This window comes from Stenotrophomonas sp. PE591 (assembly GCF_018320795.1).
Classification (GTDB): domain Bacteria; phylum Pseudomonadota; class Gammaproteobacteria; order Xanthomonadales; family Xanthomonadaceae; genus Stenotrophomonas; species Stenotrophomonas maltophilia.
In genome coordinates, this window is the sequence record NZ_JAAOKO010000002.1 from 206,388 (window position 1) to 222,684 (window position 16,297).

Genomic DNA, 16,297 nt, shown 5'->3' on the forward strand with positions numbered 1-16,297 from the left:
CCTGCACCTGCCGAGGCCAAAGCAACAGCAACAGCAACAGCAACAGCATGCATTCCGTGGGATGGCGGGGTGGGTCCGGTTGCGGGAGACGCCGTAAACCCGTCCCTGGGGGCTTGGCCGCGGCATCCATGCCGCGGACACTCCCGCAACCGGACCCACCCCGCCTTCGACAGATTCTTGCGAGCTGTCGGAATGGCATGGGGTCGGATCCGTTCTCCGCAGGAGAACGGATCCGACCCCAGATTGATTTCGATATCTGACAGAGATTCATCCACGCATGGCGTGGATCTACCCGCCGTCACCGGGAATCTGTCGGGGGTGGGGCGGTGTGGGTTGGCAGGACCGTTGGCGCCATGGATGGCGCCATCGAGCCCCCAGGGATGGGTTTACGGCGTGTCCTGCCAACCCACACCGCCCCGCCCAACCAGCAGAAAGCCAGAGCCGCTCTGGCTCTGGTCGTTGCCGTCGCCTTGGCTTGAAGCCTCCGCAGGTGCAGGGCTGCAAGCCCTGCCGAGCAACCCTCAATGCAGCAGGGCAGCGACCGCGGCGCGGAACCCATCCTGGGCCTGCCCGGACTCGGGCGCATGATGCAGCTGCCGCACCGCCCGTCCCAGCCGTGCCGCGCCGACAAACCCACAGCTCGCCTGCAACCGGTGCAGCTGGCTGCGCAGCTGGCGCTCGTCGTGCTGGTCCACGGCCTGCTCGACCGCGTCGCGTACGCCCGGCAACTCGGCCAGGAACAGCTCGCGCAGCGCGATCAAGTGGTTGCGCTGGCCATTGAGCGCGGCCAGTGCCGCGGTCTCGTCCCAGTCCTGCACCTGCAGCTCGACCGCTGCCGGAGCCGGGGCAACGGAGATCCCCGCCGGGCTGTTCACCAGTGCCCGGCGCACAGCCTTCAGCAACTGGTCGCGGCCCAGCGGCTTGACCAGCGTGTCGCTGAAGCCAGCTTCGCGCAGGCGGGCATGGATGGAGGTGTCGCCATCGGCGGTATGCGCCAATGCCGGGGTATCGGGGTGTGAACGGCGCAGTTCACGCAGCAGCTGCGCGCCATTGCCGTCCGGCAGGTTGACGTCGATCAGCCACAGGTCATGCGCGCCGGGCTCGGCGCTGGCCAGCGCGCTGGCCAATGAATCTGCGGTGTCCACGTCCGCCGGTAACGTTTCCAACGCCGCTTTGAAAAAACCGCGGCTGATGATGTCGTCCTCGACAAGCAGGAAGCGGGGCCGGCTGGCCCGCGGGGTCATCTGCATCAGGGCTGCCTCCATGTCAGCTGCTGCAATCATCAAGCACGGCGGCGGCGGGCGCAAGCGGGTCCGGACCCTGCCAGTCAGGATCTGCGACAATGTGCCCCCATTTTTGCCCGCAGCCTGTTGCCACGTGGCCCGATCCCGCTCCCGCATCGACCGTACCCCGTTCCAGACCGAGATCCTCGACCTCAGCCATGATGGTCGCGGTGTCGCCCGCCGTGAAGGCGAGGGCGGCAAGGTCACCTTCGTCAGCGGCGCCCTGCCGGGCGAGGTGGTCATGGCCGAACAGACCGCCCGCAGCCGCCATTTCGACGAGGCACGCACGGTGGAAGTGCTGCAGGCCTCGCCCCAGCGCGTGACCCCGAAGTGCCCGCATTTCGGTACCTGCGCCGGCTGCGTGCTGCAGCACTTGGACGAAGACCAGCAGATCGTCGCCAAGCAGCGCGTGCTGATGGACAACCTGGAGAGGATCGGCCATGTGAAGCCGGGCAAGGTGCTGGCGCCGCTGGTCGGCGAGAGCTGGGGTTATCGCCGCAAGGGCCGCTTCTCGGTGCGCCGGGTCGAGAAGAAGGACAAGACCTTGGTCGGTTTCCGTGAACAGGACCCGCGTTTCGTCGCCGACCTCAGCCAGTGCCTGACCGTGATCCCCGAGATCGGTACCAAGGTCGAGGCGCTGTCCACCTTCATCGAGTCACTCGATGGCAAGCGCGACATCCCGCAGATCGAATTCATCGCCGGTGACCAGGCGGTGGTGCTGACCGTACGTCACCTGCAGCCGCTCAGCGATGCCGACCGCGCCGCCTGGGCCGCCTTTGGCCAGCAGCATGGTTTCGTGATCTACCTGCAATCCGGCGGCGTGGACACCGTGCAGCCGCTGGACGGGCAGGGCGTGCCGCTGTCGTTCCGGTTGGCGCCTTGGGACGTGGAACTGGCGTTCCGCCCGCTGGACTTCATCCAGGTCAACGCCAAGCTCAACGAAAAGATGATCGCCCACGCCCTGGACCTGCTTGAGCCGGGCGAGGACGAACGCGTGCTTGACCTGTTCTGCGGCCTGGGCAACTTCACCCTGCCGCTGGCGCGCCGCGTGCGCGAAGTGGTGGGTGTGGAGGGCGATGCCGGCCTGGTCGCGCGTGCCCGTGAGAATGCCGTGCGCAACGGCCTAGCCAACGCGCAGTTCTTCAGCGCCGACCTGACCCAGGACCAGCGCAGCACCCCGTGGATGCGCCAGGGCTTTGACAAGCTGCTGCTGGACCCGCCGCGCTCGGGTGCGATCGAAGTGCTGCAGCAGCTGCCGCTGAAGCAGTTCAAGCGCATTGTCTACGTCAGCTGCCACCCGGGCTCGCTGGCGCGCGATGCCGGCTATCTGGTCAACGAACAGGGCTTCACCCTGGTCAGTGCCGGTGCGATGGACATGTTCCCGCACACCGCGCACGTGGAAAGCATCGCGGTGTTCGAGAAGCGCTGAGCGGCTGTCATCACCCATGGCGCATAATCGCGCCATGGGCATTGAAATCGAACGCAAATTCCTGGTCATCAACGATGGCTGGCGATCCGCTGCGCACCGGGTGATCCCGATGGCGCAGGGCTACATCAACGACATGGGCGCGCTGGATCGCGGTACCCAGAACGCCTCGGTGCGCGTGCGTATCGAGGGCGACCATGCTGCGCTGAACCTGAAGTCGCGCACCATCGGCCACACCCGGCAGGAATTCGATTACCCGATTCCGGTGGAGGACGCGCGCGCGCTGCTGGCGCTGTGCGTGGGTGGCCTGATCGACAAGCGCCGCCATCTGGTCGAGCACGCCGGCCTGACCTGGGAAGTGGACGAGTTCCTCGGCGACAACGCCGGCCTGGTCGTGGCCGAGGTGGAACTGGACAGCGCCGACCAGGCCATCGAGCTGCCGGACTGGGCCGGCGCGGAAGTCACCGACGACGCCCGCTACTACAACGTCGCGCTCGCCAGTCACCCCTATTCACAGTGGTGAAACCCTGAAAAGGGGACGGAGGGGATTAAGTCGTCTTTACCCCGCCTGTGCGGAAAGCGACTTAATCCCCTCCGTCCCCTTTTTTCGTCGGGGGCGGGCCCCATGTCGGGGGGATGAGAATCGACATCTACTCCGACGTGGTCTGTCCCTGGTGCTGGATCGGCAAGCATCGTTTCCAGCAGGGCGTGCAGTTGCTGGGCGCCGATGCGCCTGAACTCGATATCCACTGGCAGCCGTTCCAGCTGGACCCGGACGCGGACGACACCCCGGTGCCGCTGCGCGAGGCTTATGTACGCAAGTTCGGTGGCGTCGAGCGCACCGAGCAGATCCTCGGCCAGACCCAGACCACGGCCCGTGCGGAAGGCCTGCCGATGGACTTCAGCCGGGGCCAGGTGCGGGTGACCACGCTGCCGGCGCACCGGGTGCTGTGGCTGGCCGGCCAGCACGGCGTGCAGGACGCGGTGGGCGAGGCGCTGTTCCGCGCCCACTTCGAGCTTGGCCAGAACCTGGCGGACCCACAGGTGTTGATCAAGGCCGGCGTAGCTGGCGGCCTCGATGCGGGTGAGATCGCGCAGATGCTGGCCTCTGATCGCGGCCTGGCCGAGGTCGAAGCCAAGCTGGTCCAGGCCCATGCGCTGGGCATTTCCTCGGTGCCGACCTTCGTCATCGATGGAAAGTGGGCCATTTCCGGGGCGCAGCCCCCCGAGGCCTTCGCCAACGCCCTGCGCCAGATTGCCGCCGAACAGGGCGCCCCGGCCACCCCGGCTGGCGACGACGAGGCCTGCGGCCCGGACGGCTGCAAGGTCTGAGCAGATCGGGGTCAGGGCCCCTGCGGGGATCCGGCCCCGGGGTCGGATCCCCGCAGGGGCCCTGACCGCACACTCCCCTTTTTCTGACCACTGCGCCTGTCGGCCGGTTCTGCGACAATGCGGCACTGCGCCATGCGGGCGCGCGTTGTGGAGATCGACCATGCTGCTGATCGGCGTTGCCGGCACCGAACTGACCGCCCAGGAACGTGACTGGCTGCAGCACGATGCCGTGGCCGGGGTGGTGCTGTTCAAGCGCAACTTCGCCTCCCGCCAGCAGGTGACCGATCTGAGCGCGGCGATCCGCGCCGCCGCGCCGCGCCCGCAGCTGATCTGCGTGGACCAGGAAGGCGGTCGCGTACAGCGTTTCCGCGAGGGTTACAGCGATCTGCCGCCACTGCAGGACATTGGTGCCCTGTATGCCACCGACCCGCAGCAGGCCTTGGCATTGGCCGAACGGCACGCCTGGCTGATGGCCAGCGAAGTACGCGCCAGCGGCCTGGACCTGAGCTTCGCGCCGGTAGTCGATCTTGGCCGTGGCAACCGGGCCATCGGCAACCGCGCCTTCAGTGAAGACCCGCAGGTGGTGGCCGCGTTCACCGCCGCCTACGTGCGTGGCATGCACTCGGTCGGCATGGCCGCCACGCTCAAGCATTTCCCCGGCCACGGCACCGTGCTGGAAGACACCCACGTCGATACTGCGATCGATCCGCGCGCGCTGGACGAGCTGCGTGCGCAGGACCTGGTGCCGTTCCAGGCCGGCATCGCCGCCGGTGCCGATGCGGTGATGTTGGCGCACGTGATCTACCCGCAGATTGCGCCTGAACCGGCAGGTTACTCGCCGCGCTGGATCCAGGACATCCTGCGCGGCGAGCTCGGCTTCCGTGGCGTGGTGTTCTCCGACGACATCGGCATGGCCGCCTCGCACAGCGCCGGCGGCGTGCCGGCGCGCGTGCACGCCCATCTGGACGCCGGCTGCGACGTGGTGCTGGTCTGCCACCCGGAGCTGGTCGATGAAGCCCTGCACGCGGTGCAGGGGCGCTCCCTCAATACCGCTGCGCTGCTGGGCCTGATCGGCCGCGGCGCGCTTGGCTGGGATGGCCTGCTGGCCGATGCCCGCCATGGCGACACCCAAACCCGTCTGCTTGAAACCCTTGGAAGAACCGTCTGATGCCCAACCTCACCATTTCCCAGGCCCTGGCCCAGGCTGACCTGCTGGTCGACCGCCCCACCATCGACAAGGCCATTGCTGGTATCGCCGACGCCATCGCGCGCGACTACAAGGGCGAGGTGCCGCTGTTCCTGTCGATCATGCACGGTGCGCTGCCGTTCGCCGGCCAGCTGGCGCTGGAACTGGGCGCGCGCGGCCAGGACGTGCAGTTCGATTACCTGCACGCCACCCGTTACCGCGGTGAAACCACCGGCGGCGACCTGGTCTGGAAGCACAAGCCGGCCACCTCGCTGTTCGGCCGCCGCGTGCTGCTGGTCGACGACATCCTTGACGAGGGCTACACCCTGCAGGGCGTTCGCACCTGGTGCCTGGAACAGGGCGCAACCGACGTGCGCATCGCCGCGATGACGGTGAAGAAGCACGACCGCGCGCTGCCGGATGTGACCGCCGACTACGCCGGCATCGAACTGCCGGACCGCTACGTGTTCGGCTTCGGCATGGACGTCAACGAAACCCTGCGCTGCGTGCCGGCCATCTACGCGATGAAGGAATAACGGCGCAGCCGCCCGCGGCGCGTCTTCTTCTGCCGCCGGCATCCTCGGGTGCCGGCGTTCGTCTTTTCATGGAGTGCTTCGAATGCAACAGATCGCCCTGGCCGTGATCGGCGGTACCGGTGTCTACAACCTGGCCAAGCTTGACGACGTGCAGACCCACGAGGTCGACACCCGCTTCGGCCGCCCGTCAGGTCCGGTGCGCGTGGGCACGCTGCTCGGCCATCGCGTGGCGTTCCTGGCGCGCCATGGTGAAGGCCACTCGCTGCCGCCGCACAAGATCAACTACCGCGCCAACCTGGCCGCGTTGCAGCAGCTGGGCGCGCAGCGCGTGTTGGCGTTGAACACGGTCGGTGGCATCACCGAGAACTTCGGCCCGCGCGTGCTGGCCTGCCCGGACCAGATCATCGACTACACCTGGGGCCGCATCAGCACCATCTGTGAAGAAGAGGGCACCGATGTGGTCCACGTCGATTTCGGCCACCCGTACACGCCGATGCTGCGCAGCAAGATCCTGGCGGCGGCCAAAGTGACCGGCGTCACGGTCCATGACGGTGGCTGCTACGGCGCAACGCAGGGCCCGCGCCTGGAAACCATCGCTGAAATCGCCCGCATGCGCCGCGACGGCTGCGACCTGGTGGGCATGACCGGCATGCCGGAAGCCGCGCTGGCACGCGAACTGGGGCTGGATTACGCCTGCCTGGCGATCATCGCCAACTGGGCTGCCGGCTGTGGTGATGGCGAGGAGATTACGATGGCCGAAGTGCTGGCCAACGTACAGGCGGCCAGCAACGGACTTCCGGAACTGGTGGGCGAATTGGCGCGGGGGTGATTGTCTTCCCCGAGCAAGCTTTGCATACTCAGCTTGTGCGCGGGTTCAGCGTACACCACCCATTCATTGCATAAGGTCTCGCATCACCATGCCGAACGGTACCGTCAAGTGGTTCAACGACGCCAAGGGATTTGGCTTCATCTCGCCGGAGGATGGCAGCGCCGACGTGTTCGCGCACTTCTCCGCCATCAACTCCAAGGGCTTCCGCAGCCTGCAGGAAGGCCAGCGTGTCACCTATGACGTGACCCAGGGCCCGAAGGGTGCCCAGGCTTCGAACATCACGCCGGCCGAGTGATCCACTCGACAGTGCGTTGAAAACCCCGCTTCGGCGGGGTTTTTTTTTGCGCGGCGTGCCCGCGGCCGGTTCGCGATCCACCCGCCTCGGGCACAATGTGGCCATGACGGAACGACTGCGTATCGCCGTGATCGGCTACGGCACCGCTGGACAGGCAGTGTCCATCCTCCTCACCCGTGACGGCCACGAGGTAGAGATATTCGAGCGCGTGCCGACGCCGGGACCGGTGGGTGCCGGTTTCCTGCTGCAGCCCAGCGGCCTGCAGGTGCTGTGGCAGATGGGCCTGCTGGATGCGGTGCGCGCGCATGCCGCGCCGGTGCACCGCCTGTATGGCGACACGCCATGCGAGCGCGCGGTGATGGACATGCGCTACGACGGTCTGGATGCGCGCCTGCATGGCCTGGGCATGCAGCGTGGGGCGTTGTTCTCGCTGTTGGACCAGGCGCGCGCGGGGGCAGGCAATCTGCATGCGGGCGTCACCATCGCCGCCGTGGATGCCGAGCAGGGCCGCCTGCGCGACAGCGAAGGGCGCCTGCATGGCCCGTTCGACCTGGTGGTGGCCGCCGATGGCGCGGCCTCTACGCTGCGCAGCACCATTGCCGGCGGTGCCGGGCTGGACCGCGTGTATCCGTGGGGAGCGCTGTGGTGCCTGTTGCCGGCCGAAGACTGGCCGCATGTGCAGGAGCTGCGGCAGCGCTACGGGGCCGCGCGCAAGATGATCGGCCTGTTGCCGGTCGGCACGCGCCCCGGCGATGACACGCCGCGCCTGAGTTTCTTCTGGAGCCTGCCACGCACCGACTTCGAGCGCTGGCAGGCCGATGGCATGACGCCCTGGCTGGACGAGCTGCATGCGCTGTGGCCGCAGGCCAGTGCGCGCTTCGCCCACCTGCGCGATGCCGGCCAGCTGGCGCGCGCGGTCTATCGCGATGCAGTGATGACGCGCTGGCACCAGGGCCGCATGGTGCTGGCAGGTGATGCGGCGCACGCGATGAGCCCGCAGCTGGGGCAGGGGGTGAACATGGCGCTGCTCGATGCACTGGCGCTGCGCGATGCGGTGCGCACGCATGGCGGTGGTGCCGCTGCATTGCAGGCCTACCAGGCGCAACGCAGGGCGCACGTGGCGGTCTACCAGCGCTGGAGTCGCTGGCTGACGCCGCTGTTCCAGTCCGATCGCGATGCCTGGGCGAAGACGCGCGACGTGCTGCTGGGTCCGATGGGGCGCCTGCCCGGAGGCCGTGGCCACATGCTGCGCGTGCTCAGCGGCACGCAGCAGGGGTGGTTCGGTTCGCTTACGCTGGATCCGGCCTTCATCGACGCATTGGCGACGACGATGGAGATACCTCGCAGCAACGCGATCACGGCCACCGCGTGAAGCGTGCCGTCACGTGAATTAACGGTTGCCTCACCGTGGATGTGCGAGAAGTAGGTTGCACGCGACTGCGCGTCGCCCGTTTTCCTTTCCGTGATCAACATCGCGCGTGGCCCGGGCAGCGCTGCTGTTGCGGCCTGTTGCGGCCCGGACGTGCCGCTTGATGTTGAAGAGGAGGACGCCATGTTGTTCGCGGTCGAAGAGCTGGAATCGGAAATCTGCAAGCTGCGTGGACTGCTGCAGATGCTGCACGAGGACCAGCCCGACGTACTGGAGGATGTATTCGAGTTCCATGTCGGCAGCCTGGTCAGCCATGCGTCGCCGGAACACCACGCACGCATCCGGACCTGCGCGCAGGAGATGCTGGCGGCAATCCAGGCCTTGCCGCGGCGGCGTGAGAATGACACCCCTGATTTCCAGTTGATGCCGCAGCTGGGCATTGGCCCGGCCTGAGTCAGGCGACCGGCAGTTCCACCAGGCCGCTTTCCACGCAGGCGATCATCTGTTCGCCGCGGGCGGGGGCAGGCACGATGCCTGCAGTGAATGCGGAGAAGGCCGGCAGGACCGTCATCCGGTCACGCAGCCAGAACGCGGGGAAGCGCCGTCGCAGTGGCCTCAAGGCAACCTGCGGGTGCAGATGCCCGGCGATCACATGCAGCGCCGCATCGGGCATCGGCTCATGCCGAAGCAGGAACGGCCGCAGTCGTACTTCATCGTGGATCTGGACCTGCAACTGCGCATGCGGCAGCTGGCGGTCGTGATTACCGCGCAGGACATGCACGTCCAGCGAAGCATTGCGTTCACGCCATCCCAGCCATTGCTGGTACCACCCAGCGCGATGCGCCGGCCCATGCAGGATGTCGCCCAGGATCCACAGCTCGCGGCAGGCATGCACGTCCAGAAGCCGCTGCAAGCGTTGCAGGTCTTCGCCGGTGCCGCCGCTGGGCAACGCGATGCCGGCGCGACGGAACACATCGGCCTTGCCCAGGTGGAGGTCTGCGATCAGCAGTGCCTGCCGCGCGGGCCAGTACAGCGCACGCGCGCCCACCAGGACCACGGACTCACCGGCAAGCAGCAGCGGCAATTCATCGGTCATGGCGGCGCTCCAGTTGCTGGGCCGCGCGCTGCACGCGCATACGCCAGTCTTCATTGCTGAACTGACCGCGCAGGCGTTCGGCCCACAATGGAAAGCCCAGCGGCGTGAGTGATGACGGTCGCTGCAGCGACAGCTGCTGCGTGCCGATCCGCTCCAGTACGTGCTGCACCCCCGGCAGGTCGAGGCTGTCGTACAGCACTTCATGTTCCGCCAGCGCCAGCAGCAGGTGTTCCGGATCGTGCTCGCGCAGCACGTCGTACAGCAGGCCCGCGGACGCCTGCAGCTGGCGCAGCGACCGTGGCATGCCACCGGGCAGGCTGGGCACCAGCAGGCCTGCTACGCGTGCGATGCCCCGGAACTGACGTCGCGCCAGCTCGCCCAGGTTCACTGCCTCGCGCAGATCGGCCAGCAACCGGTCATTGCCGAACAACGCACGCCATTGCGCCTCATCCAGATCGATCGGCCGCGCCGGCGCCAGCACCAGGCCATGATCGTTCACCGCATAGCCAATGCTGTTGCGTTGCTGGCGGGTGCAGCGCAGCGCCAACAGCGCGGCCAGTGCCTCGTGTACGTGGCGGCCGGCAAAGGGGTAGACGAACATGAACTGGCCTTCGCGGCGCCGCACCTCTTCCACCAGCAGGTGTTCTGGGCCGGGAAGCGCCGACAGCTGCTGCTGCAGTGCCAGCAACGGTGACAACCAGCGGGATTCGGCACTGTCGTCGGCGCCGGACAGCACCCACTCCAGCTCACGGCCGAGTGGCATCGACAGCGGCAACTGGCCTCCCTGCCAGCGCGGCACCACACCATCACCGCGCCCTCGTGCCAGCCGCACGAAAGCGGTCATGTCGCGCAGCTGCACCAGTTCCAGCAGGCGCCCGGCGAACTGGAAACGGTCGCCGCGACGCAGGCGGCTGGCGAACTGCTCCTCCACTGCACCAAGCCCGCCACCGCGCAGGAACTGCACGCGCACGCTGCCATCGCTGCTGATGGTGCCGATCGACAGGCGGTGCCGCAGCGACTGGCGGCGATCGTGCATGCGGTAGCTGCCATCGGCATCGCGCACGACCTTGTGGAAATCGGGGTACTGCGCCAGCGCCTGCCCACCCTGCACGATGAAGTCCAGCACGGCCCGCCATTGTTCATCGCCCAGCGTGGCGAAGGCATGGGTGCGACGCACCTGCGCCAGCAGCGCATCACTGTCAAAGCCGCCAGCGAGGGCGCGGCTGACCGCATGCTGTGCCAGCACGTCCAGTGACAACGTCGGCGGTCGACGCACTTCGACCACGCCTTCGTGCAGTGCGCGGCGCACCGCTGCATATTCGGCCAGTTCCAGTGCGTGGCTGGGTATGCAGACGATGGCCCCCCCGGCGCCGGGACGATGGCGTGCGCGCCCGGCGCGCTGGCGCAGCCGCGCCACGCCCTTGGGGCTGCCCAGCTGCAGTACCTGTTCAACCTCCGGGAAATCCACGCCGAGGTCGAGGCTGGAGGTCGCCACCACGCAGCGCAACGCGCCTGCGCGCAGGCCGTCTTCCACCTGCTGCCGCATTGCTGGATCCAGCGAGCCATGATGCAGTGCCAGCGTGTCCGCGTCTTCCGGCCATACCGCCGCCAGCGCCTGGTGCCACAGCTCGGCCTGCGCGCGGGTGTTGGTGAACAGCAGGCTGCTGCGTACGGCCATCAGTGCGTCCAGCACGCGCGGCAGCTGCGCCAGGCCGAGATGCCCCGCCCAAGGGAAACGTTCACCCGGTTCCGGCAGCAGGCTGCGCACGCTGATCGCGCGCGGACGAACGCCCTGTACGATCGGTGCATCCTGTTGGCCAGGCAGCAGCACGTCGCGGGCCTGCGGCAGGTTGCCCAGCGTGGCCGACAGTCCCCAAAGCTGCAGGGAAGGAGCGGCGTCGCGCAGCACCGCCAGGTTCAGCTGCAGCAGGACGCCGCGCTTGTTGCCCAGCAGTTCATGCCATTCGTCCACCACCACGCAGCGCAGCTGGCGCATGCGTGGCAGTGTGTCGGGATAGCTCAGCAGCAGTGCCAGCGATTCCGGCGTGGTCACCAGTACGTCGACGCGGCCTTCGCGGGCCTGCCGGCGCTCGCGGTTGCTGGCATCGCCGCTGCGCAGGCCGACCCGCCAGCCCAAGCCCAGCCCGTCGACCACTGCCTGCAGCGCACGTGCGGTATCACTGGCCAATGCCCGCAGCGGCGTCACCCACAGCACCTGCAGCGGCCGCACCGCGCTGGCCCGGCGCGGTGCCGACGGTGGATCGAGCATCGCCTGCAGCAGCGGGCCGCCGAACATGGCCAGCGTCTTGCCGCTGCCGGTGGGGGTGTGCAGCAGCCCGGAGTCGCCCGCCAGATAGTGCCGCCACATCGCGCGCTGGAACGGCAGTGAGCGCCAGCCGCGCGCAGCGAACCAGTCTTCCAGCCGGCGCAACGCCTCGCGGCGGTTCATCGCGCCAGCGCCTGCAGCGTGGCCAGCTGATCGGCTTCGGCGGCGGGCTTGTCGTGGCGCCAGCGCAGGATGCGGGGAAAGCGCACGGCGATGCCGGATTTGTGCCGGCTGCTGCGGTTGACTGCCTCGAAGCCCAGTTCAAACACCTGTCCGGCACGCACGCTGCGCACCGGGCCAAACCGTTCACGGGTGTTGGCGCGGATCCAGCGATCGAGGGCCAGGATTTCCTTGTCATCCAGGCCCGAATAGGCCTTGGCCACCGGCACCAGCGTATCGCCGTCCCAGACGCCGAAGGTGTAATCGGTGTACAGCGTGCTGCGCCGTCCATGGCCGGCCTGCGCGTACAGCAGCACGGCATCAATGGTCAGGGGGTCGACCTTCCATTTCCACCAGTCGCCGCGCCGTCGCCCTGACTGGTAGGCGGACGTCCGGCGTTTCAGCATCAACCCTTCCACGCCCCGCTCACGGGCGGCCTCCCGCAACGTGGCCGCCTGCAGCCAGTCTCCAGCGGGTACGTCGGGCGACAGCTGGATGCGTGTATCGCCGAGGGCACCGATGACCTCGGCCAACTGTGCACGCCGTTGCTGCAGTGGCAGCCCGCGCAGATCCTCGCCGTCGCGTTCAAGCAGGTCGTAGGCAAGCACGCGCACCGGGGTGTTGCGCAAGGTCGCTGCACCGGGCTTGCGACGCTGGATGCGGGTCTGCAGCGCGGTGAAGGCGCGTGGCAGGTCGTCGCTCTCGTCCCAGGCCAGCAGTTCTCCGTCCAGCACGCAGCCGTCGGGCAGCGCCATCGCGGCCTGTTCAATTTCCGGGAAGCGGCCATCCAGCCGTTCTTCGCCACGTGACCACAGCGCCACTTCACCGCGTCGGCGCAGCAGCTGCAGACGGATTCCATCCCACTTCCACTCCAGCAGCCAGTCTTCGACCGGACCCAGCCGTTCGCCCGGTTCGCCCTCCAGCGGTGAGGCCAGGAAGAACGGGTACGGCTGCTGCCGGTCCAGTGGCAGTTCATCCGGCGACAGCAGCTGCCCCAGCAACGCGGGAGAGGGCACCCACTCGCCGAGCATGCGTTGGGCGATGCGCGCGATGTCCAGGCCGGACCATTCTGCCAGCGCCTGCTGCACCAGCCGTTGCGAGACACCCACGCGCAGCGCGCCGGTGAGCAGCTTGTTGAACACCAGGCGCTCGCCGCTACGCAGCTGCCGCCAGCCGGCGACGACCGCCGCACGGCGCACCACTTCGGGCTGGTTGGCCACCGCCAGCAGATGCTGTTCGATCCAGTCCGACAACGGCCGGTCGGCGGCGGGATGCAAGGGGTCATCCAGCAGCAGTGTCAGTGTTTCGGCCAGATCGCCGACCTGAGCGTAGCTGTCTTCCACCAGCCAGGCGGGCAGTCCGGATTCCTCGGCAATCCAGCTGCGCAGCTCACCACTGGCGGCGATCCTGCGGCGTGCGCCGCCGACCTTGCCGCCGCTGAGCAGGTACAGCGCCCACGCCGCATCGTGCGCCGCTGCGTGGCGGAAGTAGTCGACCAGTGCGGCGCGCTTGTCCAGCGTCGCAGTACTGCGGTCCAGGCGCTGGTAGAGCGCGGCGAAGGCCTTCATTCCTCGCTCCCGAAGTCGGTGCGAAAGGCTTCAGCCGCCACGCCGCGCTCGCGCAGGAACGGAATCAATGCATCGGTATTGCCATGGGTGGCGATGACCCGCTGCGCGCCGGTCTGTTCGATGGTCTGCAGCAGCGCGGGCCAATCAGCGTGGTCGGAAATGACGAAGCCCCGGTCGACGTTGCGGCGCCGCCGGTTGCCGCGCAACTGCATCCACCCCGAGGCGAACCCCAGTTGATGCGGTCCGAAGCGGCGCATCCACGGCGTGCCTGCGGCCGAGGGTGGGGCCAGGATCAACTGGCCGGCGGCATCGGGTTGACGCCCCTGTTCGGCGACGGTGAGCGTCTCCAGCATCGGGATGTTGGCCTGCCGGTAGACCGACACGCCATTGGCGATGGCGCCGTGCAGCCACGCGGGGCGGTCGTCCAGTGGCAACAACTCGGCCAGCACCCGCTGCGCCTTGCCGAGTGCATAGCACAGCAGGATCGCCGCTTCGCCACGTTGTTCGCATTCGCGGCGCCACGCCACGATCTCTGCGGCGACCGCCGGGGTGTCCGGCCAGCGATAGATCGGCAGCGCGAACGTCGCTTCGGTGATGAACGTATCGCAGGGCACCACTTCGAAGGGCGTGCAGGTCGGGTCGGGTTGGCGCTTGTAGTCGCCGGACGCCACCCACACCCGTTCACCATCGTCGATGCGCACCTGCGACGAACCGAGCACATGACCGGCCGGATGCAGCGATACCTGCACCCGGCCCAAGCGGAACGGCACCCCCTCGGCGTGCGCCTGCACGCCAACATCGCCCAGCCGCCAGCGCAGGATCGGCAGGCTTCCTTCGCTGCAGTGGTATTCGCCCATGCCCGGGCGCGCGTGGTCGCCGTGGCCATGGGTGATGACCGCGCGCGGCACCGGGCGCCAGGGATCGATGTGGAAATCTCCCGCGGCGCAGTACAGCCCCTCCGGACGCAGCACTACCAGATCGTCATTGCCTTCCATGCGGCCACTGTGGCCTGCGCTTCGTGCAGGCGGTGAGAACCGGCCTGAACACGGGCTTGGCGGGGCATGCGGCACAATCGGACCGCATACCTCTTGCCGCCAGGATGGACCGGATGAGTGGACCCAGCTTCAGCAGCAACGCGCCATTTGAAACCCATGTGGTGCTGAACCAGCCGCCACCGTTCGCGGGCCGCCAGCTGTGGACCGACGATGTGGCGTTGGCGGAGGCGGTGCATCGCGAGGGTGCCGGTGCCTTAGCGCCACGCCTGGCCGTGTACGGGGCCTTGGCCGGCGACGAGTTGTACCGGCTCGGCTTCGATGCCAACCGTGATCGCCCGCGGCTGCGTACGCACGATGCGCAGGGCCACCGCATTGATACGGTCGAGTTCCACCCTGCGTACCACCAGCTGATGTCCGCAGCGAAGCAGCATGGCGTGGCGGGTTTGTCCTGGCACGAGCCGCAGCCCGGCGCACACGTCGCGCGTGCGGCGCTGAGCTACCTGCACCACCAGGCCGAAGCCGGCACCAGTTGCCCCTTGACCATGACCCATGCGGCGGTGGCAGTGCTGCAGTCGCAGCCGCACCTGGCCGAATGGGCGCGCAAGGCCGCCGCGCCGGTCTATGACCCGCGCGACGTGCCGGTGGCGGACAAGACCGGCATCACGCTGGGCATGGGCATGACCGAGAAGCAGGGCGGCTCGGATGTACGTGCGAACAGCACGCGCGCCGAGCCGATCGATGGCGAACGTTACCGCCTGGTCGGCCACAAGTGGTTCTTTTCCGCGCCGATGTGCGATGGCTTCCTGGTGCTGGCGCAGGCGCCGGGCGGGCTGACCTGCCTGCTGATGCCGCGCCGGCTGGCCGATGGCGACCGCAATGCATTCAGGCTGATGCGGCTGAAGGACAAGCTGGGTGACTGGTCCAATGCGTCCAGCGAGGTCGAGTTCTGTGGCGCGCAGGCATGGCGCGTGGGCGAAGAAGGGCGTGGCGTGGCGACCATCATCGGGATGGTGATGATGACCCGCCTGGACTGCATGCTGGGTGCGGCCGCGGAGATGCGCATGGCGCTGGCGCAGGCGCTGCATCATGCACGCCATCGGCGCACCTTCGGCAAGCTGCTGGTGGAGCACTCGCTGATGACCAACGTGCTGGCTGATCTGGCGCTGGAGTCGGAAGCGGCCACGGTGTTGGCGATGCGCATCGCACGCGCGGTGGATCGTGCCGGTGTGGATGCCAATGAAGCGGCGATGGCGCGGTTGGGGACGGCGCTGGGCAAGTACTGGCTGTGCAAGCGTGCGCCGGCCTTCGTCAATGAAGCGCAGGAATGCCTGGGCGGTGCCGGCTACGTGGAGGAGTCAATGCTGCCGCGCCTGTACCGGCAGGCACCGTTGAATTCGATCTGGGAGGGCAGCGGCAACATCCAGTGCCTGGATGTGCTGCGTGCGCTGGCGCGTGAACCGGAGGCGATGGCGGCGTTGCGCTGTGAGCTGGCGTCGGTGGCCGACCGTGATGCGCGCTATGCAGCGGCATTGCAGCGTTGGGCAGCGGCGCCGCCACCGGAGGAAGCGCAGGCGCGGCTGTTCTGCGAGCGCACTGCGCTGCTGCTGCAGGCGGCGCTGCTGATGCGTGCGCGCAGTCCGATGGCGGAGGCGTTCGTGCGTAGCCGGCTGGAAGGGGAGCATGGGCTGGCGTTCGGGACGCTGCCGGCGGGGCTGGAGCTTACGGCGATGCTGGCGCGCGCGCTGCCGTAGGGGCGGCCCACGCCGGCTCTCGACACCTACGCTGACAGATTTTCATCAGATAAGGCTCGGGCGCGCCATCCATGGCGCTTACGCCCCTGCGCAACCTACCCGCGCGTCCTTGGAGACTTTCCGTGGGCGCACACCACGGAATCAAC

Annotated in this window: 15 protein-coding genes; 10 read left to right on the forward strand and 5 right to left on the reverse strand. The window is 68.0% G+C overall.

Annotation, left to right across the window (positions count from 1 at the left end; all coding sequences use genetic code 11):
- Positions 1-521: 521 nt before the first annotated feature.
- The gene (locus tag JLDANKMP_RS06095) at positions 522-1,250 is read right to left on the reverse strand and encodes a response regulator (protein ID WP_012480972.1); all 729 of its coding nucleotides are present in this window, start codon (positions 1,248-1,250) and stop codon (positions 522-524) included.
- A 127-nt stretch (positions 1,251-1,377) separates the two neighbouring features.
- On the opposite strand from JLDANKMP_RS06095, the gene rlmD reads away from it, so the two are divergent.
- The 9 genes from rlmD to JLDANKMP_RS06140 all read left to right on the forward strand — a co-directional run bounded on the left by rlmD (position 1,378) and on the right by JLDANKMP_RS06140 (position 8,709).
- Complete coding sequence (rlmD, locus tag JLDANKMP_RS06100) at positions 1,378-2,712, forward strand: 23S rRNA (uracil(1939)-C(5))-methyltransferase RlmD (protein ID WP_005414201.1); 1,335 nt, start codon at positions 1,378-1,380, stop codon at positions 2,710-2,712.
- 34 nt (positions 2,713-2,746) lie between these two features.
- The gene (locus tag JLDANKMP_RS06105) at positions 2,747-3,232 is read left to right on the forward strand and encodes a CYTH domain-containing protein (protein ID WP_012480971.1); all 486 of its coding nucleotides are present in this window, start codon (positions 2,747-2,749) and stop codon (positions 3,230-3,232) included.
- Positions 3,233-3,345: 113 nt separating this feature from the next.
- Entirely contained in the window at positions 3,346-4,041 is a 696-nt protein-coding gene (locus JLDANKMP_RS06110; RefSeq protein ID WP_212560734.1) for a DsbA family oxidoreductase, read from the forward strand.
- Positions 4,042-4,201: 160 nt separating this feature from the next.
- Positions 4,202-5,209, forward strand: a complete 1,008-nt coding sequence (nagZ, locus tag JLDANKMP_RS06115) for a beta-N-acetylhexosaminidase (protein WP_212560735.1) — start codon at positions 4,202-4,204, stop codon at positions 5,207-5,209.
- Positions 5,209-5,763 (forward strand): hypoxanthine-guanine phosphoribosyltransferase, encoded by a 555-nt coding sequence (locus JLDANKMP_RS06120; RefSeq protein WP_005410592.1) that lies wholly within the window; start codon positions 5,209-5,211, stop codon positions 5,761-5,763. Before nagZ ends, JLDANKMP_RS06120 begins: the two co-directional genes overlap by 1 nt.
- A gap of 82 nt (positions 5,764-5,845) precedes the next feature.
- Positions 5,846-6,592, forward strand: a complete 747-nt coding sequence (locus JLDANKMP_RS06125; RefSeq protein ID WP_005410591.1) for an S-methyl-5'-thioinosine phosphorylase — start codon at positions 5,846-5,848, stop codon at positions 6,590-6,592.
- Between the two features lie 88 nt (positions 6,593-6,680).
- Positions 6,681-6,887: a cold-shock protein gene (locus tag JLDANKMP_RS06130; RefSeq protein WP_005410590.1), complete on the forward strand. Its 207-nt coding sequence runs from the start codon at positions 6,681-6,683 to the stop codon at positions 6,885-6,887.
- Between the two features lie 103 nt (positions 6,888-6,990).
- Positions 6,991-8,259, forward strand: coding sequence for an NAD(P)/FAD-dependent oxidoreductase (locus JLDANKMP_RS06135; RefSeq protein WP_212560736.1), 1,269 nt, complete (start codon positions 6,991-6,993; stop codon positions 8,257-8,259).
- Between the two features lie 180 nt (positions 8,260-8,439).
- Positions 8,440-8,709: a hypothetical protein gene (locus JLDANKMP_RS06140; RefSeq protein ID WP_024958257.1), complete on the forward strand. Its 270-nt coding sequence runs from the start codon at positions 8,440-8,442 to the stop codon at positions 8,707-8,709.
- Position 8,710: 1 nt separating this feature from the next.
- On the opposite strand, the gene pdeM is transcribed toward JLDANKMP_RS06140, so the two are convergent.
- Genes pdeM through JLDANKMP_RS06160 form a run of 4 tightly spaced genes read right to left on the reverse strand, consistent with a single transcriptional unit; the run spans position 8,711 to position 14,400 of the window.
- Positions 8,711-9,352 carry a ligase-associated DNA damage response endonuclease PdeM gene (pdeM, locus tag JLDANKMP_RS06145; protein WP_212560737.1) on the reverse strand — a complete coding sequence of 214 codons (642 nt, stop codon included), beginning with the start codon at positions 9,350-9,352 and terminating at the stop codon, positions 8,711-8,713.
- On the reverse strand, positions 9,342-11,801 hold the full coding sequence (locus JLDANKMP_RS06150) for a ligase-associated DNA damage response DEXH box helicase (RefSeq protein WP_212560738.1): 2,460 nt from the start codon (positions 11,799-11,801) through the stop codon (positions 9,342-9,344). Before JLDANKMP_RS06150 ends, pdeM begins: the two co-directional genes overlap by 11 nt.
- Entirely contained in the window at positions 11,798-13,405 is a 1,608-nt protein-coding gene (locus JLDANKMP_RS06155; RefSeq protein WP_212560739.1) for an ATP-dependent DNA ligase, read from the reverse strand. Before JLDANKMP_RS06155 ends, JLDANKMP_RS06150 begins: the two co-directional genes overlap by 4 nt.
- Complete coding sequence (locus JLDANKMP_RS06160) at positions 13,402-14,400, reverse strand: ligase-associated DNA damage response exonuclease (protein ID WP_005414211.1); 999 nt, start codon at positions 14,398-14,400, stop codon at positions 13,402-13,404. The genes JLDANKMP_RS06155 and JLDANKMP_RS06160 overlap by 4 nt, the downstream gene beginning before the upstream one ends.
- 113 nt (positions 14,401-14,513) lie before the next feature.
- Between JLDANKMP_RS06160 and JLDANKMP_RS06165 the strand changes: the two genes are divergently transcribed.
- Positions 14,514-16,151 (forward strand): acyl-CoA dehydrogenase family protein, encoded by a 1,638-nt coding sequence (locus JLDANKMP_RS06165; protein WP_212560740.1) that lies wholly within the window; start codon positions 14,514-14,516, stop codon positions 16,149-16,151.
- The last annotated feature ends 146 nt before the right edge of the window (positions 16,152-16,297 follow it).

Bases quoted from the DNA above. Each gene is read 5' to 3' on its own strand.
- JLDANKMP_RS06095 (WP_012480972.1), bottom strand. From the start codon at position 1,250: ATGCAGATGACCCCGCGGGCCAGCCGGCCCCGCTTCCTGCTTGTCGAG.
- JLDANKMP_RS06120 (WP_005410592.1), top strand. From the start codon at position 5,209: ATGCCCAACCTCACCATTTCCCAGGCCCTGGCCCAGGCTGACCTGCTG.
- JLDANKMP_RS06140 (WP_024958257.1), top strand. From the start codon at position 8,440: ATGTTGTTCGCGGTCGAAGAGCTGGAATCGGAAATCTGCAAGCTGCGT.
- JLDANKMP_RS06125 (WP_005410591.1), top strand. From the start codon at position 5,846: ATGCAACAGATCGCCCTGGCCGTGATCGGCGGTACCGGTGTCTACAAC.
- JLDANKMP_RS06165 (WP_212560740.1), top strand. From the start codon at position 14,514: ATGAGTGGACCCAGCTTCAGCAGCAACGCGCCATTTGAAACCCATGTG.
- JLDANKMP_RS06130 (WP_005410590.1), top strand. From the start codon at position 6,681: ATGCCGAACGGTACCGTCAAGTGGTTCAACGACGCCAAGGGATTTGGC.
- pdeM (WP_212560737.1), bottom strand. From the start codon at position 9,352: ATGACCGATGAATTGCCGCTGCTGCTTGCCGGTGAGTCCGTGGTCCTG.
- JLDANKMP_RS06105 (WP_012480971.1), top strand. From the start codon at position 2,747: ATGGGCATTGAAATCGAACGCAAATTCCTGGTCATCAACGATGGCTGG.
- nagZ (WP_212560735.1), top strand. From the start codon at position 4,202: ATGCTGCTGATCGGCGTTGCCGGCACCGAACTGACCGCCCAGGAACGT.
- JLDANKMP_RS06110 (WP_212560734.1), top strand. From the start codon at position 3,346: ATGAGAATCGACATCTACTCCGACGTGGTCTGTCCCTGGTGCTGGATC.
- JLDANKMP_RS06155 (WP_212560739.1), bottom strand. From the start codon at position 13,405: ATGAAGGCCTTCGCCGCGCTCTACCAGCGCCTGGACCGCAGTACTGCG.
- JLDANKMP_RS06135 (WP_212560736.1), top strand. From the start codon at position 6,991: ATGACGGAACGACTGCGTATCGCCGTGATCGGCTACGGCACCGCTGGA.
- JLDANKMP_RS06150 (WP_212560738.1), bottom strand. From the start codon at position 11,801: ATGAACCGCCGCGAGGCGTTGCGCCGGCTGGAAGACTGGTTCGCTGCG.
- JLDANKMP_RS06160 (WP_005414211.1), bottom strand. From the start codon at position 14,400: ATGGAAGGCAATGACGATCTGGTAGTGCTGCGTCCGGAGGGGCTGTAC.